Raw genomic sequence first — 26597 nt, forward strand, 5'->3', positions numbered from 1 at the left:
TCCGAGGCCACCGACGTTCTCAGTCGGCCTGCGCGGAAGTATCTGCCAAGTCTACGACCTGCCGGGCGGCCTCGGCGACGTCCTCGTTCACGACGTGGAAGTCGAACTCGCCCTGGGCGGCCAGCTCGACCCGCGCCGTGCGCAGGCGGCGGCTGCGCTCCTCCGCGTCCTCGGTTCCGCGCCCCACGAGCCGGTTGACGAGCTCGTCCCAGCTCGGCGGCAGCAGGAACACGAGCGATGCGGAGGGCTCGGCCGCGCGCACCTGCCGCGCGCCCTGCAGGTCGATCTCGAGCAGCACCGTGCGCCCCTCGTCGAGGGCCTTCTCGATGGGGCCGCGCGGCGTGCCGTAGCGGTGCTTGTTGTGGACCACGGCATGCTCGAGCAGCTCGTCGTCGGCGAGCATCCGATCGAACTGGTCGTCGTCGACGAAGTAGTAGTGCACGCCGTCCTGCTCGCCCGGACGCGGCGGACGCGTCGTCGCCGAGACGGACACCAGGATCTCGGGGTGGTCCTCGCGGATGCGGGCGGACACGGTGCCCTTGCCGACCGCCGTCGGACCGGCGAGCACCAGCAGGCGGCTGCGCCCCGGTCGGGGGCGCGGCTCGGGCATGCGCTGGTCGAGCCAATCGCCGAGCGCGCGCAGCTGGCGGGTTCCGAGGCCGCCGAGCCGCTTCACGGGCGAGATGCCCAGGTCGGTCAGGACGCGGTCGCGCTTGCCCTCGCCGATGGCGGGCAGAGACGTCAGGAAGTCCGGCACCCGCAGCGTGCCGGCCGCGGAAGCGGGGTCGGCGACGGCGCGACGCAGGACCTCCTGCGGGGTGACCACTCGGGTGGCGAGGTCGCGCTTGAGGGACGCGCGAGCGCGCCGCGCGGCGACCGCCTTGCGGGAGGCGGCGGCGCGATCGACCTCGGGTGGCCGCTGCGCGCCGGCAGCCGGGTCAGACATCGGGGCTCCCCTCAGCGGCGTGTGCGTAGGCGGCGGCGGCCGCGGCGATGGCGTCGGCGATGCCGTCCGGGCCCGCCGACAGGATGCTGCGGCTCTCGCTGGCGATCACCGTCGAGGACATCCGGCCGTAGACCTCCGTCAGCCGATCGGGACGAGCGCCCTGGTGCCCGAAGCCCGGCGCCAGGATCGGGGCCGGGGGCGAGAACGGAGCGAGCCCCGCATCCCGCCAGTCGACGGTGGCGCCTATCACGAGGCCGATGCTCCCCCAGGAGCCCTCGTCCGTGACGAGCGCGTTCCTGGCCGCGATGTCGGCGGCGACCTCGCCGGAGACCGTGCGCCCCTCGGCGGTCGTCGCCCGCTGGACCGCTGCGGCCTCCGGGTTGCTCGTGGCCGCGAGCACGAACACGCCCTTGTCGTGCGCGTGGGCGAGGTCGAAGGCGCCCGAGAGCGCTCCGACGCCGAGGTAGGGGCTGACGGTCAGAGCGTCCGCCTCGAACGGGGCGCCGGGCGTGAGCCAGGCGGCCGCGTAGGCGTCCATCGTCGAGCCGATGTCGCCCCGCTTGGCGTCCGCGATCACGAGCAGGCCGGCCGCGCGACCCGCGGCGAGCACCTCCTCGAGCGCCGCGAGCCCTGCGGCGCCGAACCGCTCGAAGAACGACACCTGCGGCTTCACGAAGCCCGCCCGGCCCGCGGCCGCCTCGATCGTCCGCAGACCGAAGTCGCGCACGCCCGCCGCCGACGCCGTCAGGCCCCAGGCGGCCAGCAGCGGCTCATGCGGGTCGATCCCCACGCAGAGCCGGCCGTGCCGCGCGACCGCGGCCCGGCTGCGCTCTCCGAACGACGTCACGCGACCCCCACCGGCTCCGCGGCGGCCTCGAGGCGCTCCGCGCGTTCGACGGCGTACTCCTGCAGGCTCTTCACGCCGAACCCGTCGTGCATCGTGTCCATCGCGCTCACCGCGGCGCCGAGCGTCGCGATCGTGGTGAACAGGGCCTTGTCCCCGCCTACCGCAGCCGCGCGGATCTCGTAGCCGTCGGCACGCGCCGACATCCCGCTCGGCGTGTTCACGATCATGTCCACCCGGCCCGCGTTGATGAGGTCGACGATGTTCTGGGCGCCCTCGGTCCCGTCCTCGGATCCGGCTGCTCGCTGCGGGTCGCTGAACTTGCCGACGACCTCCGCGCGGATGCCGTTGCGCAGCAGGATCTCCGCGGTGCCCTCGGTGGCGAGGATCTCGAAGCCCAGCTGCTGCAGGCGGTGCGCCGGCAGCAGGACGTCGCGCTTGTCGGCGTCGGCGACCGAGATGAACACGGTGCCGCCGAGCGGGATCCCGCCGTATGCCGCCGCCTGGCTCTTCGCGAACGCGGTCGGGAAGTCGCGGTCGATGCCCATGACCTCACCGGTGGAGCGCATCTCCGGACCCAGCACCGAGTCGACGATGTCGCCCTCGCGGGTGCGGAAGCGCTTGAACGGCAGCACGGCCTCCTTGACCGAGACCGGCGAGTCGAGCGGCACCCGCGAGCCGTCCACGGCCGGCAGCAGGCCCTCGGCGCGCAGCGCGTCGATGGTGTCGCCGGCCATGATGCGCGAGGCGCCCTTTGCCAGCGGGATCCCGAGCGCCTTCGAGACGAAGGGCACGGTGCGGCTGGCCCGCGGGTTGGCCTCGATGACGTACAGCACGCCGGCGCTGATGGCGAACTGCACGTTCAGCAGGCCGCGGACGCCGACGCCCTGGGCGATCGCGAGGGTCGCCTCGCGCACGCGGTCGATCTCGGTGCGGCCGAGGGACATGGGCGGCAGCGCGCAGCTCGAGTCGCCTGAGTGGATGCCGGCCTCCTCGAGGTGCTCCATGACGCCGCCGATGTAGAGCTCGTGCCCGTCGTAGAGCGCGTCGACGTCGATCTCCACGGCGTCGTCCAGGAAGCGGTCGACCAGCAGGGGCGCGTCGTCGCCGATGATCGCGTGCTCGGCGATCCGGGCGAAGTAGTCGCGCAGGCTGGGCGGATCGTAGACGATCTCCATGCCGCGGCCGCCGAGGACGAAGCTCGGCCGGACGAGCACCGGGTAGCCGATCTCCTCGGCGATGCGGACCGCCTCGGCCTCGTTCACGGCAGTGCCGTTGCGGGGCGCGACGAGACCGCCGCGCTCGAGGATCTCGCCGAACAGCTTGCGGTCCTCGGCGAGGTCGATCGCCGCGGGGCTGGTGCCGAGGATGGTGTACCCGGCGTCCTCGATGCCCTTGGCGAGGCCCAGAGGGGTCTGGCCGCCCAGCTGGCACACCACGCCGTGGATCTCGCCCGAGAGCGACTCGGCGTGCAGCACCTCGAGCACGTCCTCGAGCGTGAGCGGCTCGAAGTACAGGCGGTCCGACGTGTCGTAGTCGGTCGAGACGGTCTCGGGGTTGCAGTTGACCATCACGGTCTCGAAGCCCGCCGCGGACAGCGCGAAGGACGCGTGCACGCACGAGTAGTCGAACTCGACGCCCTGCCCGATGCGGTTCGGTCCCGAGCCGATGATGACGACCTTCTTGCGGTCGGAGGGCGTCACCTCGGTCTCGAAGTCGTAGCTCGAGTAGTGGTACGGCGTCAGCGCCGGGAACTCGCCCGCGCAGGTGTCCACCGTCTTGAACACCGGGCGCAGGCCGAGACCGTGCCGCACGGCGCGGGCCTCCGCCTCCTCGATCCCGCGCAGCTGCGCGATCTGCGCGTCCGAGAAGCCGTGCTCCTTCGCCAGGCGCAGCACACGCTCGTCGAGCTCCGCGGCATGGTGCACGGCCGCGGCGACCTCGTTGATCAGCACGATCTGATCGAGGAACCAGGGGTCGATCGCGGTCGCGTCGAACGCCTGCTCGATCGTCGCGCCCTTGCGGAGCGCCTGCTGCACGAGCACGATGCGCCCGTCGGTCGGCGTCCGGGCCTCGTACAGCAGCTCGTCGACCGTGCGGGTCTCGTCGCCCCAGTGGAAGCTCGATCCGCGCTTCTCCACCGAGCGCAGCGCTTTCTGAAGGGCCGTGGCGTAGTTGCGCCCGATCGCCATCGCCTCGCCCACCGACTTCATGGTGGTCGTGAGGGTGGGGTCGGCGGCGGGGAACTTCTCGAACGCGAAGCGCGGGACCTTGACGACGACGTAGTCGAGCGTGGGCTCGAAGGACGCCGGCGTCACCTTCGTGATGTCGTTCGGCACCTCGTCGAGTCGGTAGCCGAGGGCGAGCTTGGCCGCGAGCTTCGCGATCGGGAAGCCCGTCGCCTTGGACGCCAGCGCCGACGAGCGGGAGACGCGGGGGTTCATCTCGATCACGATGATCCGGCCGTTCTCGGGGTTCACCGCGAACTGGATGTTGCAGCCGCCGGTGTCGACGCCCACCGCCCGGATGATGTCGATGCCGATGTCGCGAAGGCGCTGGTACTCGCGATCGGTGAGCGTCAGCGCGGGCGCCACCGTGATCGAGTCGCCCGTGTGCACCCCGACCGGGTCGACGTTCTCGATCGAGCAGACGACGACCGTGTTGTCGGCCGTGTCGCGCATCAGCTCGAGCTCGTACTCCTTCCATCCGAGGATCGACTCCTCGAGCAGCACCTCTGTGGTGGTGGACTCCCGCAGGCCGGCGCCCGCGATCCGCCGCAGGTCGGTCTCGTCGAACGCGAAGCCCGAGCCGAGTCCGCCCATCGTGAAGGACGGGCGCACCACGAGCGGGTAGCCGAGCTCCTCGGCCCCCGCGATGACCTCGTCCATCGTGTGCGCGATGACGCTGCGCGCCACCTCCGCGCCGGACTCGATCACGAGCTCCTTGAAGACCTGCCGGTCCTCGCCCTTGCGGATCGCGTCGGGCTTCGCACCGATCAGCTCCACGTCGTACTTCTCGAGGATCCCGCGCTCGTGCAGCGCCATGGCCGCGTTGAGCGCGGTCTGGCCGCCGAGGGTCGGCAGGATCGCGTCGGGCTTCTCCTTCGCGATGATCGTCTCGATCACCTCGGGGGTGATCGGCTCGATGTACGTCGCGTCGGCGAAGTCGGGGTCGGTCATGATGGTCGCCGGGTTCGAGTTGACCAGGATGACGCGCACGCCCTCCTCGCGCAGCACCCGACAGGCCTGGGTGCCGGAGTAGTCGAACTCACAGGCCTGGCCGATGACGATCGGGCCGGAGCCGATCACGAGGACGGACTGGATGTCGTCGCGCTTGGGCATCAGTGGGTGTCCTCCTGGGCGTTGCCGGTCGCCGTGCCGCGGTGCTCGCGCACCATGTCGGCGAAACGGTCGAAGAGATAGTTGGCGTCGTTGGGGCCGCCGGCGGCCTCCGGGTGGTACTGCACCGAGAAGGCCGGGATGTCGAGCGCGCGCAGGCCCTCCACGACGTCGTCGTTGAGCCCGACGTGGCTGACCTCGATGCGTCCGTATCCGGCGGGGCTGTCGAACTCGCCCTCGAGCGGGGCGTCGACCGCGAAGCCGTGGTTGTGGGCGGTGATCTCCACGCGCCCCGTGAGCTTGTCCTTCACCGGCTGGTTGATGCCGCGGTGTCCGAAGGGCAGCTTGTACGTGCCGAGGCCGAGGGCGCGTCCGAGCAGCTGGTTGCCGAAGCAGATGCCGAAGAACGGCAGCCCCTCGTCGAGCACGCCGCGCAGCAGCTGCACGTGGTCCTCCGACGCCGCGGGGTCGCCCGGCCCGTTGGAGTAGAACACCGCGACCGGGTCGATCGCGAGCAGCTGCTCCTTCGTCACGCTCTGCGGCAGGACGTGCACCTCGAACCCACGGCGGGCGAGGTTGTTCACGGTGGCCTGCTTGATGCCCAGGTCGATCACGGCGAGGTTGCCGATGCGCGCGCCCTCCGCCGGGGTCACCTCGGCGACCTCGACCGACACCTGATCGGACAGGTTCTGGCCGGTCATCTGCGGCGCCTCGGCCACGAGGCGCACCTGCTCCTCGGGGTCGACGCCTGCGGCCTCACCCGAGAAGATGCCGCCGCGCATGCTGCCGGCGGACCGGATGTGGCGGGTGATGGCCCTCGTGTCGATGCCGCTGATGCCCACGATGCCGTCGCGCTCGAGCGCGTCGTCGAGCGACTCCTCCGCGCGCCAGCTCGACACCACGCGGGAGGGGTCCCTCACGATGTAGCCGGCCACCCAGACGCGTCGTGACTCCGGGTCCTGCGTGTTGACGCCGGTGTTGCCGATGTGCGGCGCGGTCTGCAGCACGATCTGGCCCGCGTAGGACGGGTCGGTGAGGGTCTCCTGGTAGCCGGTCATGCCGGTGGTGAAGACGACCTCGCCGAGAGTGGTGCCTCGCGCGCCGTAGGCGTGTCCGGGGTAGCGCGTGCCGTCCTCCAGGACGAGCACGGCGGGCTCCCGGTCGAGGAGGGACGGGCGGTCGAGAATGGATGTCACAGTTCTGCTCCCATCGCAGCGGAGGCGAAGTCGGTGCGCAGGCGTTCGATCTCTGCCACGAGGGCATCGGGATCGCCGTCCTGCAGGCGGATGTAGGTGTCGCAGACGGTGCCGTCGTCCGCGGTCCAGGCGACGAGCACGAGGCCGTCGGCCTCGACGACGCGGTCGATGGTCCAGGTCGCGCGGCCGGCGCCGTCGAGTCGTCCTGCGTCGAGGAACACCGTCGGCTCGCCGGGCATGTCGAGGGCGACCCCCGCGTCGGTCACGGCGATCGCGACCCGAGAGCGGAAGGCGAGGTGCCGGACGTTCAGCCGGTCGAGCGGCTGGTCGTGGCGGGTGGTCGCGACGTACAGCCCCCCGAACGAGGCGCGCCGCGTGCCCCGGGCCGGGCCGGTCGGCGCCGCGATTCCGGCATCTCGACGCGCGCGCCGCCGCCATCCCCACACCATCAGGGCGAGGGCGACGATCGCGAGCGAGACGAAGAGGAGGATGCCGGGCAGCTGCTGGCTCATGCGTGCACCGCCGGGGGGTCGACCAGCTCGCCGTCGGCGAGGGTGGCGTGACCACGGTGGAACGTCCACTGCACGCGTCCGGGCAGCTCGCGGCCCAGATAGGGCGAGTTCGCGCTGCGGCCTCGCAGGTCGGACGCGCCGAAGACGCCGCCGGCAGCCGGCTCGCGCCGCGTCGGATCGTACAGCGTCAGCTCGGCGGGCAGTCCGGCGACGAGGTCGGTGCCGTGGCCCTCGAGACGGCCGATGCGTGCCGGGGTCTTCGACATCACGCGCGCCACATCTGCCCAGTCGAGCAGGCCGGTCTCGACCATCGCCTCGTGGACGACGCGCAGGGCGCTCTCCAGCCCGACCATCCCGTTCGCCGCCGCCGCCCACTCGCAGGCCTTCGCCTCGGCGGGGTGCGGGGCGTGATCGGTCGCCACGATGTCGATCGTGCCGTCCGCCAGGCCTTCTCGGACGGCCTGCACGTCCTCGGCGGTGCGCAGCGGCGGGTTGACCTTGTAACGCGCGTCGTAGTCGCGCACGAGCTCGTCGGTGAGCAGCAGATGGTGCGGGGTCACCTCGGCGGTCACGTCGATGCCGCGCTTCTTCGCCCAGCGGACGATGTCGACCGACCCGGCTGTCGACAGGTGGCACACGTGCAGCCGGGACCCGACGTGCTCGGCGAGGAGGACGTCCCGCGCGATGATCGACTCCTCCGCCACGGCGGGCCACCCGGCCAGGCCGAGCTCCGCGGAGACGATCCCCTCGTTCATCTGCGCGCCCTCGGTGAGGCGCGGATCCTGCGCGTGCTGGGCGACGACGCCGTCGAAGGCCTTCACGTACTCCAGCGCGCGGCGCATGATGAGCGGATCCCACACGCAGAAGCCGTCGTCGCTGAAGACCCGCACGCGGGCACGGGAGTCGGCCATCGCGCCGAGCTCGGCGAGTCGCTCGCCCTTCTGCCCCACGGTCACGGCGCCGATGGGCTGCACGGTCGCGTAGCCGGCGGCCTCTCCGAGCGCCAGCTCCTGCTCCACCACACCGGCGACGTCCGCGACCGGCGAGGTGTTCGGCATCGCGAAGACGGCGGTGAATCCTCCGGCCGCCGCGGCGCGGGTGCCGGTGAGGATCGTCTCGCTCGCCTCGTAGCCGGGTTCGCGGAGATGGGTGTGCAGGTCCACCAGCCCGGGCAGGGCGACCAGGCCGTCGGCGTCGACGCGCGTCGCGCCCGCGCGGCTCAACCCGGTGCCGACCTCGACGATCCGCCCGTCCTCGACGAGCAGGTCGGCGCGCCCGCCGCCCTCGATCGAGGCGCCGACGATGAGGAACGACTTCGACTCGGTCACTTGGCTCTCATTTCGACTCGCTCGCTGTGCTCATCCGGCATGCCCACGCAGGACGGCCGATCGCTCCGTCCGCGCCCGATGGGCGTCACCGCGCTCACCGGTCCTCCTCGTTCCTCTGGTCGCCTGCCGTGCGCTCCCCCGCCAGCAGCAGGTACAGGACGGCCATCCGGACCGACACGCCCGCCCGGACCTGCTCGAGCACTGTCGAGCGGGGCGAGTCGGCGGCCTCCGCGGAGATCTCCAGCCCGCGGTTCATCGGGCCGGGGTGCATCACAATGCTATCGGCCGGCAGCGCCGCCAGACGCAGGGCGTCGAGGCCCCAACGCCGCGAATACTCCCGCTCAGAGGGGAAATACGCGGCGTTCATGCGCTCGAGCTGGATCCGGAGCATCATCAGCGCGTCGGGCCCGTCGGCGATGGCGTCGTCGAGGTCGTAGCGGACGGTGACGGGCCACGCCGACACGTCCTGCGGCAGGAGCGTCGGCGGCGCGACGAGAGTGACGTCCGCGCCCAGGACGTGCAGCAGCCACACGTTCGAGCGGGCCACCCGCGAGTGCAGCACGTCGCCCACGATCGCGACGCGGAAGCCGCTCAGGTCCCGCCCCCGGCTGGCCGCGCCGTAGCGGCGCTTGCGCATCGTGAAGGCGTCGAGCAGGGCCTGGGTGGGGTGCTCGTGCGTGCCGTCGCCGGCGTTGACGACGCCCGCGTCGATCCACCCGCTGGTCGCGAGCGTGCGCGGCGCCCCGGAGGCGCCGTGGCGGATGACGACCGCGTCGGCGCCCATCGCCTGCAGCGTCTGCGAGGTGTCCTGGAGGCTCTCGCCCTTGGAGACGCTCGAGCCCTTCGCCGCGAAGTTGATCACGTCCGCCGACAGGCGCTTGGCGGCGGCCTCGAACGAGATCCGCGTGCGCGTGGAGTCCTCGAAGAAGAGGTTCACCACCGTCTTGCCGCGCAGCGTCGGCAGCTTCTTGACCTCGCGGGACTGCGTGTCCGCCATGTCCTCCGCGACGTCGAGGATCCGGATCGCCTCGTCGCGGGCGAGTGTCCGCGTGTCGAGCAGGTGCCTCACTCTCCGCTCCCCTCGATCGAGACCTCGTCGGCGCCGTCGATCTCCGCGAGCCGGACGTTGACGTGCTCGCTGCGGGCCGAGGGCAGGTTCTTGCCCACGAAGTCGGGGCGGATCGGCAGCTCGCGGTGTCCGCGGTCGACGAGGATCGCCAGCCGCACCGCGGCGGGACGCCCCGAGTCCAGCAGCGCGTCGAGGGCCGCACGGATGCTGCGTCCCGAGAACAGCACGTCGTCGACCAGCACGACCACCTTGCCGTCGATGCCCGTCGCGGGGATCTCGGTGGGGTGCGGCGTGCGTGTCGGATGATGGGCCAGGTCGTCGCGGTACATCGTGATGTCCAGCGAACCGACCGGCACCTCCGCTCCTCCGAAGCGCTCGATGAGGCTCGCGAGGCGGTGCGCGAGGGGCACGCCGCGGGTGGGGATGCCCAGCAGGACCAGGTCGTCCGGGCCTCTGTTGGACTCGAGGATCTCGTGAGCGATCCGAGTCAGGGCCCTGTCGATGTCGGCGCTGTGCAGAACGGTGCGGAGCAGGCCGGTACGCGTGCTCATCCGCCACTCCCTTCTCCGCCTCACGGGACGGTGTTAAAGGTGCAGGTGCTTCGAGCATACCGGGCGCCACACCCATTCCGCGCACGGTCGCGGAACACCCGCCGCTGATCGAGGACATGTGCCGGGCAGCGGATCCGACTCGCGTATCGCCCCTCGATCCGGCACATCCCCGCGACTTTCCACGTGTCGTCCTCGGATGCGCGCGCGTTCGAGGAGGTCAGGTGCTCAGATGCTCGTGGGTCATGACCCAGCTGCCTGCTCGACGCATCATGACGTTGGTGCCGCGGCGGGCTCCCTCTGCGGCCTCGCCGTGCACAGTCCCGCGCCAACTGAAGCGATATCGCGCAACAGCGAGATCGAGACTCGCGGCAACCCACTCGATGTCCGTGATGACGTAGTCCTCGTCGGGGATGGTGTCGAAGGTCAACGCGATCGCCCGGAGGATCTCGTCTCGCCCGGTGTGGGATCCGTCCGTGAACCAGTAGGTGGCGTCCGCCGCGATCAGGGGCGCGAGCCGCCGGAGATCGTGCGCGTCCGTGAGGCGCGCGTACTCCGTGAGAAAGGCCTGCGGGGTTCGCCGGGCGGCGAGGGACATCCCGAGCAACCGGCGCGACGGCGCCGAGTCGCGGTCGAGGCCGACGTCCGTCATACCGACTCGCTCCGCGACACGGCGCGACGCGGCGTTGTCGGGGTGGACGATCGCGACGAGCTCGACGGCGTCCGTGGCCGTGACCGCGAGGTCCCGGCACGCGACGGCAGCCTCCGTGGCGTACCCACGGCCCTGCAGGTCGGCGCGCACGTGGTAGCCGACTTCGAGCTTGCGTTCACCGCCGACCCGTTGCCACGTCAGCCCGCAGTCGCCGACGAACGCGCCGTCGTGGGTCTCGATGATCCACAGGCCGTGTCCGTCAGCGGCGTAGCGGCGCTGATTCGCGTCGATCCAGGCCGCCGCCTCGTCTCGGTTCTTCGGCGCCGGGTAGTACGTCATCACCCGTGGGTCGCCGAGCAGTGCGGCGACGTCATCCAGGTCCGAGGCCCGCATGGCTCGGAAACGCAGACGATCGGTCGGGTCTGGCAACACGCTCAGCACCCTAGCGGTCCCCCGCTTACGGGAGCTCCGCACAGCCGTGCCTCCGCAACCCGCAACGCGGCCTACGAACAGCACCCCCAGAGGGGTGGAGGCTGGGCTGGGCGGTACCGGCCGCGTGGTGTCGGTCGTGGGGTCGCGTCTTACTGAGTCGGATCCGAGCGATCGGCGGCCCGGAAAGCAGCCGTACGGCGCGCTCTGGCTGACCGGTCTGGCAGGGAGTCGGCGATGGCGCTGTTCAGGAGAAAGCTGGAGAACGTCGTCGTCCCGGCGGCAAGTTCCCGCGCCACTGATGCGGTCACTCCGAGAGTTGCTGCTAGTTCGTCGGCGGTCGCTCCCTGCGCGCAGGCATCAGTGATGCGCTCGTCTACTTCCTTGGCTTCCGTCAGGGCGGCGCCCAGCGCGTCGATGGCTTGATTGCGCCCGCGAAGAAGCAGATCGAGCGGGTTGCCGGGGGAAGAATTCACTTGCACCTCCGAATTGGTCTCCTTGATGATATGGCTGTTCGTGTCGCTGTTAGGCGATTCACAAAGTGAGAAGGGCAGGTCTCGCAGTGCGCAAGCTTCGAAGAATGACGTCAGTTCTCTTCGCCGCAGTTCTCCTCATTGGAAGTCCGGCTGTTGCGAACGCAGACGACGGGAAGGATCCCGTGGAACCGGAACCTACGGTTCATTCGTCGTCAGAACCGCGAGTCCTCGGTGGCAGCGTGATCGAGGAAGGCCCCGACGCAAGCGCGCCACCGATCGATGCCGACGAGTTGGCCCAGCAAGGGGTGACGGGCGATGTCGTATCGGTGGAGCGAGACGTCAACGGCGCGACCTTCTACTTCTACGAGGACGGAGACTATGTCTTCACCCTCCCGGACGAAGTGCCGAATGAAGACGGGGACATGGTGAGTGCAGCTTGGTCTTCAGGAACATACTGCACCGGACACTTCGCTCAGATCGCGAAGCTGAACGGTCAGCTGTACTGGGGCGGCCAGAACTACTGCAGTGGCACGAACAACGTCTATCAGCATGACCTTCGTGTCGTGCTGCGCGACGGGTGCACCGGTCCGTTCTGCTTCCAGGAGGAAACGGGCGAGGCGCGGGCCCCGGGCTCCGCCTACGACATGGTCAAGACGGTGTCGCAGTTTCACACGTGTGCGAATTCGAATCAGCGTCGGTATGACATGATCGCCTACCCGATGGTCCGGAGCGTCCAGTTCGGCCCGATCGTCGACTCCGAGAACTTCATCGTGGCCTGCGACTGGATCTGAGGGCGTTTCGTCTGGCCACGGACCATCCGCCGTCCTATGGCACGCGGCCAGATCGCACCTCATTCGTCCGCGACTCCTGGGGAGCTCCACCTAGCGCGCCCGAAGCGCGGTCGCACTGCCACACCCGCCTGGGGGCGGGCAGCACGCTCAGCACCCTATCGATCGCTCGCGAGAACGCAGGATGGGGCCGGGCCCCGAAGGGTCCGGCCCCATCTCTCCGTGACCGCGGTCAGCTGGAACGCGAGACGCGGGCGAGCACGCCGTGCACGAACGCGCCGGAGTCGTCGGTCGAGAACTCCTTCGCGAGCTCGACGGCCTCGTCGATCGCGACCGCGGTCGGGACGTCGTCGTTGAACAGGATCTCCCAGGCGCCGATGCGCAGCAGCGCGCGGTCGACGGCCGGCATCCGCTCGATCTTCCAGTCGCGACTGTGCGTCGCGATCTGCTCGTCGATCTCGTCGGCGTGGTCGATCACCCCGTCGACGATCTCGCGCGCGTACAGCCAGGACGCCTGACGAGCCGGCTCCGACGCGGCGCGCTTCGCCTCGGCGGCGAGGGCGACGGCGATCTCGTCGCCGCGCACGTCCGCCGAGAACAGGATGTCGAGGGCGCGCTTGCGCGCCTTGGTGCGGGCGCTCATCGCTTCTCGCTCTTGGCGCTCACTTCTCGCGACCGAGATAGTCGCCCGTGCGGGTGTCGACCTTGACGCGCGTGCCGGTCTCGAGGAACAGGGGCACCTGGATCTCGGCGCCGGTCTCGAGCGTCGCCGCCTTCGTGCCCGCCGACGAGCGGTCGCCCTGCAGGCCCGGCTCGGTGTAGGTGATCTCGAGGACCACGGAGGCGGGGAGGTCGACGTACAGCGGGGTTCCGTCGTGCAGAGCGATCGTCACCTCCTGGTTCTCGAGCAGGAACTTCGACGCATCGCCGACCGTCGCGGCCGGGACGTTGATCTGGTCGTAGTCCTTCGCGTCCATGAACACGAAGCTCTCGCCGTCGTTGTACAGGTAGCTGAAGTCACGGCGGTCGACGTTCTGGATGTCGACCTTCGCGCCGGCGTTGAACGTCCTGTCGACCACCTTGCCGGTCACGACGTTCTTCAGCTTGGTGCGCACGAAGGCTCCGCCCTTGCCGGGCTTGACGTGCTGGAACTCCACGACGCTCCAGAGCTGTGCGTCGATGCTCAGCACGACGCCGTTCTTGATGTCTGCGGTGGATGCCATGGGGGTCCGTTCGTTCGGTTGAGCGCGCCTCGGCGCGGAAAATGGGTGGCCTCCGGACTCGAACGAATCAGGGCCGAGCTTCGATTCTAACGTCGAGAGCGGCGAAGGCCCGGCGCACGGGCCCGCGACTAGCCACGACGGGTGCTGATGATGCGTCCCTGGTCCTCGGCGCCGACCTCCTGATACGCGGCGAACAGCAGCGACTCGTCCGGCGCCTGCAGGACGGTCGGCTTCGCGATGTCGTCGAGCACGATGAAGCGCAGCATGCCGCCGCGCGACTTCTTGTCGCGCTGCATGGTCGCCAGCAGCGTCTGCCAGGCGCCGGCCCGGTACGTGGTGGGCAGCCCCAGCAGCTCGAGCACGCGGCGGTGGCGGTCGACGGCGGCATCGGAGAGACGGCCGGCCAGCCGCGACAGCTCGGCGGCGTACATCATCCCCACCGAGACGGCGGCGCCGTGCCGCCAGCGGTATCGCTCCGCATGCTCGATGGCATGGCCCAGGGTGTGGCCGTAGTTGAGGATCTCCCGCAGGCCCGCCTCGCGGAAGTCCTCGCCGACGACGTCGGCCTTCATGCGGATCGCCAGCTCGATGCAGCGCCGGAACTCGGGGGTCGTGACGTCGACGGCGCGTGCAGGATCCGCCTCGACGATGTCGAGGATCTCCGGGTGGCGGATGAAGCCGGCCTTGACGACCTCCGCGAAGCCGGCGAGCACCTCGTTCTCCGACAGCGTGCCCAGCAGGTCGAGGTCGCACAGCACCGCGCGGGGCGCCCAGAAGGCGCCCACGAGGTTCTTGCCCTCCGCCGTGTTGACGCCGGTCTTGCCGCCGACGGCGGCGTCGACCATGCCCAGCACCGTGGTGGGCACCTGCACGATCTCGACGCCGCGGAGCCAGCTGGCGGCGACGAAGCCCGCCAGGTCGGTCACCGAGCCGCCGCCGAAGCCGACGACGACGTCCGTGCGGGTGAAGTCGGCCTGGCCCATGATCTGCCAGCAGAACGCGGCGACCTCGATCCGCTTCCCCGGCTCGGCGTCGGGGATCTCGGCGAGGAGGATCTCGCGTTCGCCCACCAGCGACTCGCGGAGCTCGTACGCCTGCGCCGCCAACGTCGGGGGGTGCACGATGAGCACCTTGCGGGCGGCGGGCGGGAGCGCGTCGCTCAGCCGGGCGACGACGCCGTGCCCGACGGTGATGTCGTATCCGGGCGTCCCCGACACGCGGATCACGGTGTGCTCTGCGGTCTCGGTCATCGTCCTGTCCCCTCGTGTGCCGTGGCGGTGCCCGCTGCCTGATCTGCGCGAGCCCAGTCGGCGATGGCGGTCACCACGTCCTGCAGCGGTCCTCGCGACGTGTCGAACACGACGTCGGCCACCGCGCGATAGACGGGCTCTCGCTCGTCGCGGATGCGCGCCCAGGCGGCGACGGGATCCTCGTCCGTGTTCAGCAGCGGGCGCTTCTGGCTGCGGATCCGCCCGGCGACCACGCGCTCGTCCACGGTCAGCAGCACCACGCGGTGCGCCGCCAGCGCCTGACGCGTGCGGGGGTCGAGCACGGCGCCGCCGCCGAGGGCGACCACGCCGCCGCCGGCGATCGCGTCGCTGACCGCCTCATGCTCGATCGCACGGAAGTGCGCTTCCCCGTGGTTCGCGAAGATGTCGGCGATGGCGCCGTGCCGACGCACGATGCGGGCATCGGTGTCGACGAAGCGCACGCCGAGGGCCTTCGCGAGCCGGCGGCCGATGCTCGACTTCCCGGCGCCCATCGGCCCGACGAGCACGACGGCGGGGGTACGGGCCTCAGCGGGCGAGGTCATGGGCGAGCGCGGCCTCGTCGGCGTCGAGCAGGCCGGACGTGGTCCGCAGGGTCTCCGCGATCGATGCCACGTACGCGTCGAGGTTGCGGCGGGTCTCGGCGACCGAGTCGCCGCCGAACTTCTCGATCACGGCGTCGGCGATCGTGATCGCCGCCATCGCCTCGGCCACCACACCGGCCGCCGGCACCGCGCAGACGTCCGAGCGCTGGTGGTGTGCGGCCGCGGTGTCCCCGGTCGCGACGTCCACCGTGCGAAGCGCGTGCGGCACGGTCGCGATCGGCTTCATCCCGGCGCGCACGCGCAGCACGGTGCCGGTGGACATGCCGCCCTCCGTGCCGCCCGCGCGGTCGGTGCCGCGGGCGATCCCGTCGCCCGTCACGAAGAGCTCGTCGTGCGCGGCGGAGCCGCGACGGCGCGTGGTCTCGAAGCCGTCGCCGACCTCGACGCCCTTGATGGCCTGGATGCTCATCAGCGCCTGAGCCAGCTTGCCGTCGAGGCGCCGGTCCCAGTGCACGTGGGAGCCGAGCCCGGGCGGCAGACCGTAGGCCAGCACCTCGACGATGCCACCGAGGGTGTCGCCGTCCTTCTTCGCCGCGTCGACCTCGGCGACCATCCGCTCCGAGGTGGCCGCGTCGAAGCACCGTAGCGGATCCGCGTCCAGTGCCGCGACGTCGTCGGGCGCCGGCAGCGCTGCGTCGTCGGGCACCCGCACGGTGCCGATCGAGAGCGTGTGGCTGACCAGCCGGATGCCCAGCTCGGCCAGGAAGGCCCGAGCCACGGCGCCGAGCGCCACGCGTGCCGCCGTCTCGCGCGCGCTCGCGCGCTCCAGGATCGGTCGGGCCTCGTCGAAGCCGTACTTCTGCATGCCCACCAGGTCGGCGTGCCCGGGCCGGGGGCGCGTCAGCGCCGCGCCGCGTCCGCGGGACCGCTCCGTCAGCTCGACGGGCTCGGGGCTCATCACCTCGGTCCACTTGGGCCACTCGGTGTTGCCGATTCGCAGCGCGATCGGACTGCCGAGCGTGAGGCCGTGGCGGACGCCGCCGGAGATCGACAGCTCGTCCTGCTCGAACTTCATGCGGGAGCCGCGACCATAGCCCAGCTTCCGACGCTGCAGGTCGGCCTGGATGTCGGCGGGCAGCAGCGGGACTCCGGCGGGGAGGCCCTCCATGACGGCGATGAGTTCGGGGCCGTGCGATTCGCCGGCCGTGAGCACGCGGAGCATGCGCCTAGTCTCCCACGAGAGCCGAGCGCATCGATGCGCGCACGGCGTCCTCGTCGGCGAGCGGCGCATCCGCCGTCCCGGTCGTGAAGATGCGCACCTGCAGCACCGCCTGGTGCAGCAGCATGCCGAGCCCGGGGATCGCGGGAGCGTCTCGCCAGCGGGAGGCCAGATGAGAGGGCCAGGGGTGGTAGGCGACGTCGAACAGCGCGCCGCCCGCCGCCGCGAGGGCGTCCGCGTGGTCTTCCGGCAGCGAGGTCCCGCCCGGCAGCGCGCAGACCGTCAGATCGACGCCGGTGTGCGCGCCGTCGAATCCCTCGACGACGACGTCCATCCCCAGCCGCGCTCCCAGTTCCGCGAGCGGTGCGGCGCGCTCGGGACGGCGGGCGACGATCCCGACCTCTTGTGCGCCCAGCTCGGCCGCCGCGACGACCGCGGACGCCGAGGTTGCCCCGGCGCCGATCACCCGCACCCGCTGCACGCGGGTGATGCCCTCGTCCGCGAGCGCGGCGACGATGCCGCCGACGTCCGTGTTGAAGCCGACGGGTCCCCCGGCGGGCGCGCCCTCCGGGCGGGGCACGTCCGGATGCGGCAGCAGGAGCGTGTTGACGGCGCCCGTGAGCTCGGCGCGTCGATCCCGCCACGTGCTCGCCCGCCAGGCGCGCTCTTTCAGCGGCATGGTGACCGCGAGCCCGCGCCACGACCCGTCCAGGCCGGCGAGCACGCCGTCGAACGCGTCCTCCGCAACCCGGACGCGCTCGAACGTCCAGTCGAGTCCGAGCGTCGCGTAGGCGGCGGAGTGCAGCTGCGGCGAGCGGCTGTGCGCGATCGGGTCGCCCCAGACCGCCAGCCGGGCGGCCTCACTCACAGTAGGCGGCGTTCTCTTCGCTCTCCTGACACCAGGCCTGCAGGCGCGCCACCGCGGCCTCATGCTCGGCCAGCGTGCTCGAGAAGACCGTCTCGCCGGTCGCCAGGTTCACGGGCACGAAGTAGAGCCAGTCGCCGTCCGCCGGGTCCGCGGCCGCCCGGATCGCCGACTCGCCCGGCAACCCGATCGGTCCTGCAGGCAGCCCCTCGTGGACGTAGGTGTTGTAGGGGTTCGAGGCGTCGGCGCGCTGCTCGTCCGTGGTCCACACCGTGTGCGTGCTGCCGGCTCCGTAAGCCACGGTGGCGTCGGACTGCAGCAGCATCCCCTGGTCGATGCGGTTGTAGAACACCCGCGCGATCTTGGCCATGTCGTCGTCGCCGCCGGACTCGCGCTGTACGAGCGCCGCCATCGTCAGCGTCTCGAAGCGGTCGGCCTCGGCGACGCCGAGAGCGTCCAGGCGTTCGTTCATCTCGTCGACCAGCGTGCGGATGACGTCCTCTGCCGTCGCCTCGGGCGGGAACGTGTACGTCGCCGGGAAGAGGAAGCCCTCGATACTGGGGGCCTCGGCGGGCACGCCGTACTTCGTGTAGTCGGCCGCCTCGGCCTGGAGATCCTCGAGCGGCACCTCCGTCACAGACGCGATGTTCTCCAGCGCGTCCTCGGCGAAGCTGCCCTCGGTGATCAGCACGGTGTTCTCGAGCTTGCTCTCCGGGTCCTCCAGCGCCGCGAGAGCGGCCTCGGACGTCATCTTCTGCTGCAGCTGGTACACGCCCGGGTAGAACGTCGGGACAGCGCCGGAGTCGATCAGGTGGTCGTAGAACGAGTCGGGCTTGAGCGTCACTCCCGCGTCGTACAGCGTCTGGGAGATCGCCTCTCCCCCGTCGCCCTCGGCGATCGTGATGACGGCCTCGCCGGTGGCCTCCCCGGCCTCGTAGTCGCTCGGGCCGTCCCAGCCGAAGAACGCAGAGATCCGATCGCCGTAGGTGTTCGCCACCCACACGCCACCGATGGCGATGCCGCCGACGATGGCGAGGAGGATCACCAGCACGACCAGGCACCCGCGGCCTCGTCGGCGGGGCTTCGGCTCCACCACGTTCTCCGGCACGAAGAGGTCCTCGAGCCCTGCGCCGGTCGGTTGGCCCTGCGCGGGCTCTGTCGCCGGCGTCGTGCGCGCTGCGGTCTCGGCCAGGGTCGCCGGGGCCGGCGCGTCGGCGCCTTCCCGCGCGACCACGCCGCGGACCGCCTCCCCCGGCAGCGTGGGCCGGTCGGTGGCGTGCGCGGCCTCTCGGGCCTGGCGGCGCGTCAGGGGGGCGGTCTCGTCGGACGACGGATCGGTCATGAGCGGGGTCTACTCCTCGGGCAGGCCGGCGGGGCTACCGGCGGCCGCCCCGGTGCGCTTCTCGCTGTCGATGGCGTGCTGGAGCAGCACCACCGCGGCGACCTGATCGACAATGCTACGAGACGCCTTCTGGGATCTCCCGGACTGCCGCAGCGCACCGTGAGCGCTGACGGTGCTGAGGCGCTCGTCCACCAGCCGCACCGGGGCGCTCTGCGCCGCCGCGAGACGCGCGGCGAACTCGCGCGCGTCCGTCGTCGACGGCGTGTCCTCCCCGCGCATGTTCAGGGGCAGGCCGACCACGAACTCGAGCGGCTCGTGCTCGGTCGAGAGCTCGACCAGCCGCGCGATCGAGCGGTCATCGCGCGGGACGGTCTCCACGGGAACCGCCAGCATTCCGTCCGGATCGCAGCGTGCGACTCCGATCCGCGCCTTGCCGACGTCGACGCCGAGGCGCACTCCGCGCCGGAAACCTGTCATCGGGCGGTTCCGGTCATGCGGCCGCGAGCGCCCGGCGGACGCCGTCGAACGCGGCGGGGATCGCCGCGCTGTCGGTGCCCGCGCCCTGCGCCATGTCGTCGCGCCCGCCCCCGCGTCCGCCGACGTGCTCGAGCACGACCTTCACCAGGTTGCCGGCCTTCGCACCGGCGGCCCGGGCCGCCTCGTTGGTGGCGACGATGGCGAGCACCCGCTCGCCCGCCGTGCCGACGAGCACCACGACGGCCGACTCGGAGCCGAGCCGCTCGCGCACGGACGTCGCCAGGCTGCGCAGGTCGTCCGCGGAGCCGACCTCGCCGACCGACTCGGCGACGAGGTTCACCGACCCCGCGCGCTGAGCGGTCTGGGCGATGGCGGGCACTCGGTCGGCGAGAGCGCGCGCCTCGAAGGCGGCGATCTTCTTCTCCGCGGCCTTGAGGCTGGCCGTCAGCTCGGCGATGCGCGCGGTCAGCTGGTCCTTCGGCGCCTTGAGCGACGTCGACAGCTCCGCCACGAGCGCGCGCTCCGCGGTGAGCTCCCGGAAGGCGTCGAGACCCACCAGCGCCTCCACGCGCCGGTTGGACGCGCCGACCGACGACTCCCCGACGAGGCTGATCAGGCCGATCTCGGCGCTGGCGCCCACGTGCGTGCCGCCGCAGAGCTCGCGCGACCAGGGGCCGCCGATGTCGACCATGCGAACGGTCGAGCCGTACTTCTCGCCGAAGAGCGCCATCGCGCCCGCGGCCTTGGCGTCGTCGAGCGACATCACGCGCGTCGTCACCTCGAGGTTGTCGCGCACGGCGTTGTTGGCGATCTCCTCGATCTCGCTGCGGGTCGCGCCGCTCAGCGCCTGCCCCCACGTGAAGTCGAAGCGGAGGTAGCCCGCGCGGTTCAACGATCCAGCCTGGGTCGCGCCCTGCCCGAGCGTGTCGCGCAGCGCCGCGTGCACGAGGTGGGTGGCCGAGTGCGCCTGCTGGGCCGAGCGCCGGTTCGCCGCATCGACGATCGTCGTGGCCGGCTGATCCACGCCGACCTCGCCGCGCGTCACCTCCACGGTGTGGCTGATCAGTCCCGGCACCGGCCGCTGCACGTCGAGCACCTCGAGCTCGTATCCCGGCCCGACGATCGTTCCGCGATCGGCGACCTGGCCGCCCGACTCCGCGTAGAGCGCGGTCTCGGCGAGGATCACCTCCGCGATCTGACCCGCCGAGGCGCGGCCCGTGGCGACGCCGTCGACCAGCACCCCGAGCACGCGGGACTCGGTCTCGAGATCCGTGTAGCCGGTGAAGACGGTCTCGCCGAGCGCCCGGAAGTCCCGATAGACGCTGACGTCGGCGATCGCGCGCTTGCGCGAGCGGGCGTCCGCCTTCGCCCGCTGACGCTGCTCCTGCATGAGCGTGTCGAACGCCGCGCGATCGACGCCGATCCCCGCTTCCTCGGCGATCTCCAGCGTGAGGTCGATCGGGAAGCCGTACGTGTCGTGCAACAGGAATGCCTGGTCGCCGGCGAGCGTCTCGCTGCCGGTCGCCTTGGTCTTCGCCACGGCGGTGTCGAGGATCGTCGAGCCGGCGGTCAGCGTCCGCAGGAACGTCTCCTCCTCGGCGAACGCGTACGACGACAGGCGCTGCCAGTCCGTCTCGACGACCGGGTAGGCCTCCTTCATCGCGTCGCGCGACGCCTCGAACAGCGCGGGGAAGGTCGCCTCCTCGACGCCGAGCAGACGCATGGCACGCACGCTGCGTCGCATCAGACGGCGCAGGATGTAGCCGCGCCCCTCGTTCGACGGCGTGACGCCGTCGGACAGCAGCATGAGCGAGGACCGCACGTGGTCGGCGACGATGCGGAAGCGCACGTCGTCCTCCGCGTCCGCGCCGTAGCGGCGGCCTGTCAGCTCCGAGGCACGGTCGAGCACCGGGCGGACCTGGTCGGTCTCGTACATGTTCTCGACACCCTGCTTCAGGAAGGCGACGCGCTCGAGGCCCATGCCCGTGTCGATGTTCTTCATCGGAAGTTCGCCGACGATGTCGAACTCGGTCTTGCCGCGGATGTTCTCGATGAAGTCCTGCATGAACACCAGGTTCCAGATCTCCAGGAACCTGGTGTCGTCGGCCGCCGGGCCGCCGTCCTGGCCGTAGGCCGGCCCGCGGTCGAAGAAGATCTCGGAGTCGGGGCCGCCGGGGCCCGGCTGCCCGGTGTTCCAGTAGTTGTCCGCCCGGCCGAGCCGCTGGATGCGCTCGGGCTTGAGGCCGATGACGTCGCGCCAGATGGCCTCGGCCTCATCGTCTGTCTCGTAGACGGTCACCCAGAGGTCCCGCTCGTCGAAGCCGAGTCCGCCGTCGGCCTCGGAGCTGGTCAGCAGCTCCCAGGCGTAGCGGATGGCCCCCTCCTTGAAGTAGTCGCCGAACGACCAGTTGCCCAGCATCTGGAAGAAGGTCCCGTGCCGGGCGGTGCGACCGACCTCTTCGATGTCGTTGGTGCGGATGCACTTCTGCAGGTCGGCGATGCGCGGGTGCGGCGCAGGAACGACGCCCGTCAGGTACGGGATCATCGGCACCATTCCGGCGACCGTGAACAGCAGCGACGGGTCGTCGCTGACCAGCGAGGCCGAGGGCACGATGAGGTGGTCGTTCTTCTCGAAGTAGTCGAGGTAGCGCTGCGCGATATCCGCGGTCTTCATGTGGGGTGCTTCGTCCTTGACTGGTGGGGGCGGAGCGGTCCCTTGCGGGACACGCCGCGGTGCATGCGGGAGCCGCCGTCTCGGGCGACGGCTGAAGGTCGAGTGGGGTCAGGCGGCGGGGGCGTCGCCGGTCGACGAGCGGCGGGCCTCCTCGACGCGGTACGCCTCGCCGATGCGGTCGACGAACTCGTCGATGCGCGCGTCGATGTCGGCGAGCACCTCCGCGCCCCGTGGGTCCTTGTTCAGGAAGTGCGCGGCGACGAAGCCGCCGACGAGGCCGAGCAGGAACCACAGCACGTTCTTCATCTCACCGATCCTCCGGTCCGGCGCCGCGCGTCGCGGCGTTCTCCCCATCGTAGACGCCGGAGGGCGCCGAGGCCGAAGCCCCGACGCCCTCCCAGCGTTCCGCGTCGCTTAGCGCGCAGCGTAGGCGGTCTCGCTCTCGCGAGCCCGCGAGACCAGTGCTTGTCTGGTCGCTACGCTCCTGAGCACTACGCTCCTGAGTACTAAGCGCCGCTTAGCGCGCCGCGTAGTACTCGACGACCAGCTGCACGTCGCAGGTGACGGGCACCTGAGCGCGCTTCGGGCGGGCGACGAGCTTCGCCTGGAGCTTGTCGAGCTCGACCTCGAGGTAGGCCGGGACGTTCGGCAGAACCTCGGCGTGACCACCGGCGGCGGCCACCTGGAACGGCTCCATGGCCTCGCTCTTGGCCTTGACCTCGATGGTCTGGCCCGGCTTCACGCGGAACGACGGGCGGTCCACGATCTTTCCGTCGACGAGGATGTGGCGGTGCACGACGAACTGGCGGGCCTGCGCCGTGGTGCGGGCGAAGCCCGAACGCAGCACGAGCGCGTCGAGGCGCATCTCGAGCAGCTCGACGAGGTTCTCACCCGTCAGGCCGTCGGTGCGGCGCGCCTCGTTGAACGCGATGCGCAGCTGCTTCTCGCGGATGCCGTACTGCTCGCGCAGACGCTGCTTCTCGCGCAGACGGACGGCGTAGTCGCTGTCCTGCTTGCGCTTCGTGCGACCGTGCTGGCCGGGGCCGTAGGGGCGCTTCTCGAGGTAGCGCGCGGCCTTCGGGGTCAGCGCGACGCCGAGGGCGCGCGACAGGCGGACCTTACGGCGGTCCTGGGACTTGGTAACCATGGTTTCCTTTCACGAGGCCGCGGCTGTCGCGGCGCTCGGACGTACAGTCCCCTCCCATCCGATTCAGGCGTACGTCTACCCACCTGAGGGATACAGCGAAAGGGGATGTGCCCGGATGTCGAGCCGATCCAGCTTACCAGACGGCGTCCCGACCACCCATGGGCCGGCCCTCACTCCCCCAGGATCCGCCGCAGCTTCTCCAGCCGCGCCCCGACCTCGCGCTCCGCGCCGTGGGGCTTCGGGTCGTAGTAGCGGCGTCCGCGGAGCTCGTCCGGCAGATACTGCTGAGCCACGACGCCGACCTCGCTGTCGTGGGGGTAGACGTATCCCTTGCCATGACCGAGGCGCTTCGCCCCGGCATAGTGCGCGTCGCGCAGGTGGAGCGGGACCCTCCCGAACCGGCCCGCCTTGACGTCGGCGATCGCCGCGTTGATCGCGTTGTACGCGGCGTTCGACTTCGCGGCGGTCGCCAGGTACGCGGTCGCCTCGGCAAGCGGGATCCGCCCCTCGGGCATGCCGATGAACGCGACCGCGTCGGCCGCGGCCACGGCGATCTGCAGCGCCTGCGGGTCGGCGAGACCGATGTCCTCCGACGCCGAGATCACGAGCCGACGGGCGATGAAACGAGGATCCTCGCCGGCTTCGATCATGCGGGCGAGATAGTGCATCGACGCGTCGACGTCGGACCCCCTGATCGACTTGATGAACGCGCTGATCACGTCGTAATGCTCGTCGCCCTGCCGGTCGTAGCGAAGCAGAGCCCGATCGACAGCCTGGGCGACGTGTTCGTCGGTCACCGCCGGCCGCTCGCCGCCGTCCTCGCCCGACTCGGAGACCGCGACGCCCGCGCTCGCCTCCAGCGCCGTGAGCGCTCGGCGGGCGTCGCCCGAGGCCAGGCGGATGAGGGCGGCGCGCGCCTCCGGTGTGAGCTCCACCGTCCCGGCCAGCCCGCGGGGGTCTTCCACCGCACGGTCGACGAGGCGCTCCAGATCGTCGTCGGTGAGGGGCTGCAGCGTGAGCAGCAGCGAGCGCGAGAGCAGCGGCGAGATCACGGAGAACGAGGGGTTCTCGGTGGTCGCGGCGATGAGGATGACCCATCCGTTCTCGACGCCGGGCAGCAGCGCGTCCTGCTGCGCCTTCGTGAAACGGTGGATCTCGTCCAGGAAGAGGATGGTGGAGTGCCCGTACAGGTCGCGCTGGTCGAGCGCCTCCTGCATGACCTCGCGCACGTCCTTGACGCCGGCCGTGATCGCCGACAGCTCGACGAAGCGGCGTCCGGACGAGCGGGCGATCGCCTGGGCGAGCGTGGTCTTCCCGGTGCCCGGCGGACCCCAGAGGATCACCGACACCGTACCCGGCGCCTGGGCGTCCGGGTCCGCGAGCGCGACGATCGGCGATCCCGCGCGCAGGAGGTGCGCCTGGCCCGCGACCTCATCGAGGGAGGTGGGGCGCATCCGCACCGCGAGCGGCGTCTGCCCTTGGAAGAGCGCACCCGTCGACATCACCTGTCCAGGCTAGTCGGGCCCACGGACACGCCAGGCCGGATTTCGACGTGAGCGCCGCGGCTCCGTATGCTCGTGGCCGCGCCCGAACGGGCGACCCACGTCGAGAGGACCGCAGTCATGGCCGCAGGTGGCAGGGGCTCCGCGAAGGAGCGCGCCGCGCGCGAGGTGCGCGAGCGCGCACGCCTGTACGAGGCGCGTGTGCAGCACCACCAGTCGCAGGCCCGGCGCCGGCGACGCGACAACATCGTCGCCACGAGTGTCGCCGGCGCGCTGGTGGCCGCCGCGATCGGCGCCCAGGCGCTGTTCTACGGCGTCGGCCCCGGTGCGGCGTCCGACGCTCCGGCCCCCGCGGAGACGCCGGCGACGTCGGAGAGCCCGGCGCCGGCGGAGACCCCCGGCGAGACGGTGTCGCCGGAGCCGACGAGCACCCCCTCTCCGACGGTGACGCCGGACGACTGAGCGCCCGGCCCGACGGTCGGCGGGGTACTAGGCTGGGGCGCGTCCTGTCCCCTCCCGCGGTCACCGCGCAAGGAGCCTCCCGTGACGAATTCCGATCACACCCCCACTGACGAAACCGCCCCCGACACCGCCGCCGCGGGTCCGGTCGAATCCACCGCCGACGACAGCTCGGAGACGAGCTCCACCGAGAGCGCACCGGTGGACGAGTCCGTCACCGACGCGCCCGTGGCCGAAGAGCCGGTTTCCGAGGCCGCCGAGCCGGCTGCCGAGGCCGAAGAGCCGGTTTCCGAGGCCGAAGAGCCGGCCGCCGAGCAGGTCGATCCCCTGCCGAGCCCCGACGAGGCGCCGGAGCCGGCTGCCGAGGGCGATGCCGCCGCCGCCGAGACGGCGCAGGTGATCGAGTCGATCACGGCGTCCGAGGGCGAGCCCGTCGCTCCGGCGGCCGCCCCCAAGGAGGCGAAGGAGGCCGCCTGGGGCCGGGTGGACGAGGCCGGCGTGGTGTCGGTGCGCGAGAGCGACGAGTGGCGTGTGGTCGGCGAGTACCCGGACGGCACGCCGGACGAGGCGCTCGCCTATTACGAGCGGAAGTTCGACGATCTCGCGCTGCGCGTGCGCACGCTGGCGCAGCGGCGCCTTCGCGGTGGGGCTTCGGCTTCCGATCTGCGCAGCCAGGCGAAGAAGCTCCGCGAGGAGGTCGTGGGTGCGGCCGTCGTCGGCGACCTCGCCGGCCTCACCGACCTGCTCGACGCCCTCACGGCGTCGCTCGCCGAGGCCAGCGCAGAGGAGGCCGCGGCGCACCGCGCCGCCGTCGACGAGGCCGTGGCCCAGCGCACCGCGATCGTCGAGCGCGTCGAGGCACTCGCCGCGCGCGAGCCGCGCAGCATCCAGTGGAAGCAGGCCACGGCCGAGCTCACCGCGGCCTTCGAGGAGTGGCAGCAGCACCAGAAGGACGCCCCGCGCCTGCCGAAGGCGACGGGACAGGCGCTCTGGAAGCGCTTCCGGGACGCGCGATCGACGGTCGAGCGCCATCGCCGTGCCTTCTTCGCCGAGCTCGACGAGACGCACAAGAGCGCGCGCGACCAGAAGACGCGCATCATCGAGCGGGCCGAGGCGCTCGCGCCCAAGGGCGAGGACGGCATCCCGGCGTACCGCGCGCTGCTCGACGAGTGGAAGTCCGCCGGTCGGGCCGGTCGCAAGGTGGACGACGCCCTCTGGGCGCGCTTCAAGGCCGCGGGGGACGCCCTCTACTCCGCGCGTGCCGAGCGCGACGCGGCCGAGCAGGCCGAGTCGGCGCCGCGCATCGAGGCGCGGAAGGCGCTGCTCGAGGAGGCGAAGGTCGTCGGCGACACCTCCGACATCACCGAGGCGCGGCGCCTGCTCACCGGCATCCAGCGCCGCTGGGACGAGGTGGGGCGGATCTTCCCGCGCGACACCGAGCGCGGCCTCGACGACCAGCTTCGACGGATCGAGCAGGAGCTGCGCGGTCGTGAAGAGGTCGACTGGAAGCGCAACAACCCCGAGACCAAGGCACGCGCGAACGACGCGACCCGCCAGCTCGAGGACGCTATCGAGAAGCTCGAGAGCGAGCTGGCAGCAGCCCAGGCGAAGGGCGACAAGAAGGCCGAGTCCTCCGCCAAGGAGGCGCTCGAGGCGCGGCGCGCCTGGCTCAAGGCCATCGGCGGCTGATCGAGGGACAGAGGACGCGCGAGCCTCTTCCCGGCTCGCAGGGCGCGTGGCCCGGTTATCC

The 26597-nt window shown here is 71.3% G+C and carries 25 protein-coding genes; 3 read left to right on the forward strand and 22 right to left on the reverse strand.

The genetic code is table 11. The features are described 5' to 3' along the window. Positions 1–19 precede the first annotated feature (19 nt). The 10 genes from gmk to K5S26_RS09320 form a co-directional block, all read right to left on the reverse strand. Positions 20–946 carry a guanylate kinase gene (gene gmk / locus K5S26_RS09275; protein WP_221857686.1) on the reverse strand — a complete coding sequence of 309 codons (927 nt, stop codon included), beginning with the start codon at positions 944–946 and terminating at the stop codon, positions 20–22. Beyond that, positions 939–1793 (reverse strand): orotidine-5'-phosphate decarboxylase, encoded by an 855-nt coding sequence (gene pyrF, locus K5S26_RS09280; RefSeq protein ID WP_221857687.1) that lies wholly within the window; start codon positions 1791–1793, stop codon positions 939–941. Before pyrF ends, gmk begins: the two co-directional genes overlap by 8 nt. Further along, on the reverse strand, positions 1790–5131 hold the full coding sequence (carB, locus tag K5S26_RS09285) for a carbamoyl-phosphate synthase large subunit (protein ID WP_221857688.1): 3342 nt from the start codon (positions 5129–5131) through the stop codon (positions 1790–1792). Before carB ends, pyrF begins: the two co-directional genes overlap by 4 nt. Then, positions 5131–6324 (reverse strand): glutamine-hydrolyzing carbamoyl-phosphate synthase small subunit, encoded by a 1194-nt coding sequence (carA, locus tag K5S26_RS09290; protein WP_221857689.1) that lies wholly within the window; start codon positions 6322–6324, stop codon positions 5131–5133. Before carA ends, carB begins: the two co-directional genes overlap by 1 nt. Continuing rightward, positions 6321–6836 carry a PH-like domain-containing protein gene (locus K5S26_RS09295; protein ID WP_221857690.1) on the reverse strand — a complete coding sequence of 172 codons (516 nt, stop codon included), beginning with the start codon at positions 6834–6836 and terminating at the stop codon, positions 6321–6323. Before K5S26_RS09295 ends, carA begins: the two co-directional genes overlap by 4 nt. Beyond that, positions 6833–8164: a dihydroorotase gene (locus K5S26_RS09300; RefSeq protein ID WP_221857691.1), complete on the reverse strand. Its 1332-nt coding sequence runs from the start codon at positions 8162–8164 to the stop codon at positions 6833–6835. The genes K5S26_RS09295 and K5S26_RS09300 overlap by 4 nt, the downstream gene beginning before the upstream one ends. Positions 8165–8258: 94 nt before the next feature. Next, positions 8259–9233 (reverse strand): aspartate carbamoyltransferase catalytic subunit, encoded by a 975-nt coding sequence (locus K5S26_RS09305; protein ID WP_221857692.1) that lies wholly within the window; start codon positions 9231–9233, stop codon positions 8259–8261. Next, positions 9230–9784 carry a bifunctional pyr operon transcriptional regulator/uracil phosphoribosyltransferase PyrR gene (gene pyrR / locus K5S26_RS09310; protein WP_221857693.1) on the reverse strand — a complete coding sequence of 185 codons (555 nt, stop codon included), beginning with the start codon at positions 9782–9784 and terminating at the stop codon, positions 9230–9232. The genes K5S26_RS09305 and pyrR overlap by 4 nt, the downstream gene beginning before the upstream one ends. A gap of 217 nt (positions 9785–10001) precedes the next feature. After that, positions 10002–10865 (reverse strand): GNAT family N-acetyltransferase, encoded by an 864-nt coding sequence (locus tag K5S26_RS09315; protein WP_221857694.1) that lies wholly within the window; start codon positions 10863–10865, stop codon positions 10002–10004. A gap of 149 nt (positions 10866–11014) precedes the next feature. Continuing rightward, entirely contained in the window at positions 11015–11338 is a 324-nt protein-coding gene (locus K5S26_RS09320; protein WP_221857695.1) for a hypothetical protein, read from the reverse strand. A 239-nt stretch (positions 11339–11577) separates the two neighbouring features. On the opposite strand from K5S26_RS09320, the gene K5S26_RS09325 reads away from it, so the two are divergent. Then, on the forward strand, positions 11578–12129 hold the full coding sequence (locus tag K5S26_RS09325; protein ID WP_221857696.1) for a hypothetical protein: 552 nt from the start codon (positions 11578–11580) through the stop codon (positions 12127–12129). A gap of 229 nt (positions 12130–12358) precedes the next feature. Here the strand turns inward: K5S26_RS09325 and nusB are convergent, their stop codons facing one another. The 12 genes from nusB to K5S26_RS09385 all read right to left on the reverse strand — a co-directional run bounded on the left by nusB (position 12359) and on the right by K5S26_RS09385 (position 24388). Then, entirely contained in the window at positions 12359–12769 is a 411-nt protein-coding gene (gene nusB, locus K5S26_RS09330) for a transcription antitermination factor NusB (protein ID WP_221857697.1), read from the reverse strand. A 19-nt stretch (positions 12770–12788) separates the two neighbouring features. Further along, complete coding sequence (efp, locus tag K5S26_RS09335; protein WP_221857698.1) at positions 12789–13349, reverse strand: elongation factor P; 561 nt, start codon at positions 13347–13349, stop codon at positions 12789–12791. A gap of 128 nt (positions 13350–13477) precedes the next feature. Further along, complete coding sequence (gene aroB / locus K5S26_RS09340; RefSeq protein WP_221857699.1) at positions 13478–14599, reverse strand: 3-dehydroquinate synthase; 1122 nt, start codon at positions 14597–14599, stop codon at positions 13478–13480. Then, the gene (locus K5S26_RS09345) at positions 14596–15162 is read right to left on the reverse strand and encodes a shikimate kinase (RefSeq protein WP_221857700.1); all 567 of its coding nucleotides are present in this window, start codon (positions 15160–15162) and stop codon (positions 14596–14598) included. Before K5S26_RS09345 ends, aroB begins: the two co-directional genes overlap by 4 nt. Continuing rightward, positions 15146–16384, reverse strand: a complete 1239-nt coding sequence (gene aroC / locus K5S26_RS09350) for a chorismate synthase (protein WP_221857701.1) — start codon at positions 16382–16384, stop codon at positions 15146–15148. Before aroC ends, K5S26_RS09345 begins: the two co-directional genes overlap by 17 nt. Positions 16385–16388: 4 nt before the next feature. Continuing rightward, a complete protein-coding gene (locus K5S26_RS09355) occupies positions 16389–17249 on the reverse strand; it encodes a shikimate dehydrogenase (RefSeq protein ID WP_308122858.1) in 861 nt (286 codons plus the stop codon). Next, positions 17242–18588: an endolytic transglycosylase MltG gene (mltG, locus tag K5S26_RS09360; RefSeq protein ID WP_221857703.1), complete on the reverse strand. Its 1347-nt coding sequence runs from the start codon at positions 18586–18588 to the stop codon at positions 17242–17244. Before mltG ends, K5S26_RS09355 begins: the two co-directional genes overlap by 8 nt. A 9-nt stretch (positions 18589–18597) precedes the next feature. Next, positions 18598–19065: a Holliday junction resolvase RuvX gene (gene ruvX, locus K5S26_RS09365; protein WP_221857704.1), complete on the reverse strand. Its 468-nt coding sequence runs from the start codon at positions 19063–19065 to the stop codon at positions 18598–18600. Positions 19066–19078: 13 nt separating this feature from the next. Beyond that, the gene (alaS, locus tag K5S26_RS09370; protein WP_221857705.1) at positions 19079–21739 is read right to left on the reverse strand and encodes an alanine--tRNA ligase; all 2661 of its coding nucleotides are present in this window, start codon (positions 21737–21739) and stop codon (positions 19079–19081) included. Between the two features lie 108 nt (positions 21740–21847). Then, positions 21848–22045 (reverse strand): hypothetical protein, encoded by a 198-nt coding sequence (locus K5S26_RS09375; protein ID WP_221857706.1) that lies wholly within the window; start codon positions 22043–22045, stop codon positions 21848–21850. Positions 22046–22256: 211 nt separating this feature from the next. Next, a complete protein-coding gene (gene rpsD / locus K5S26_RS09380; protein ID WP_221857707.1) occupies positions 22257–22886 on the reverse strand; it encodes a 30S ribosomal protein S4 in 630 nt (209 codons plus the stop codon). Positions 22887–23056: 170 nt separating this feature from the next. Next, positions 23057–24388, reverse strand: coding sequence for a replication-associated recombination protein A (locus tag K5S26_RS09385; RefSeq protein WP_221857765.1), 1332 nt, complete (start codon positions 24386–24388; stop codon positions 23057–23059). Between the two features lie 120 nt (positions 24389–24508). On the opposite strand from K5S26_RS09385, the gene K5S26_RS09390 reads away from it, so the two are divergent. Next, the gene (locus tag K5S26_RS09390; protein ID WP_221857708.1) at positions 24509–24850 is read left to right on the forward strand and encodes a dioxygenase; all 342 of its coding nucleotides are present in this window, start codon (positions 24509–24511) and stop codon (positions 24848–24850) included. A gap of 81 nt (positions 24851–24931) precedes the next feature. Beyond that, positions 24932–26536 (forward strand): DUF349 domain-containing protein, encoded by a 1605-nt coding sequence (locus K5S26_RS09395; RefSeq protein ID WP_308122860.1) that lies wholly within the window; start codon positions 24932–24934, stop codon positions 26534–26536. Positions 26537–26597 lie beyond the last annotated feature (61 nt).

It is taken from the genome of Microbacterium marinilacus, from assembly GCF_019753765.1.
GTDB classification, from domain to species: domain Bacteria; phylum Actinomycetota; class Actinomycetes; order Actinomycetales; family Microbacteriaceae; genus Microbacterium; species Microbacterium marinilacus.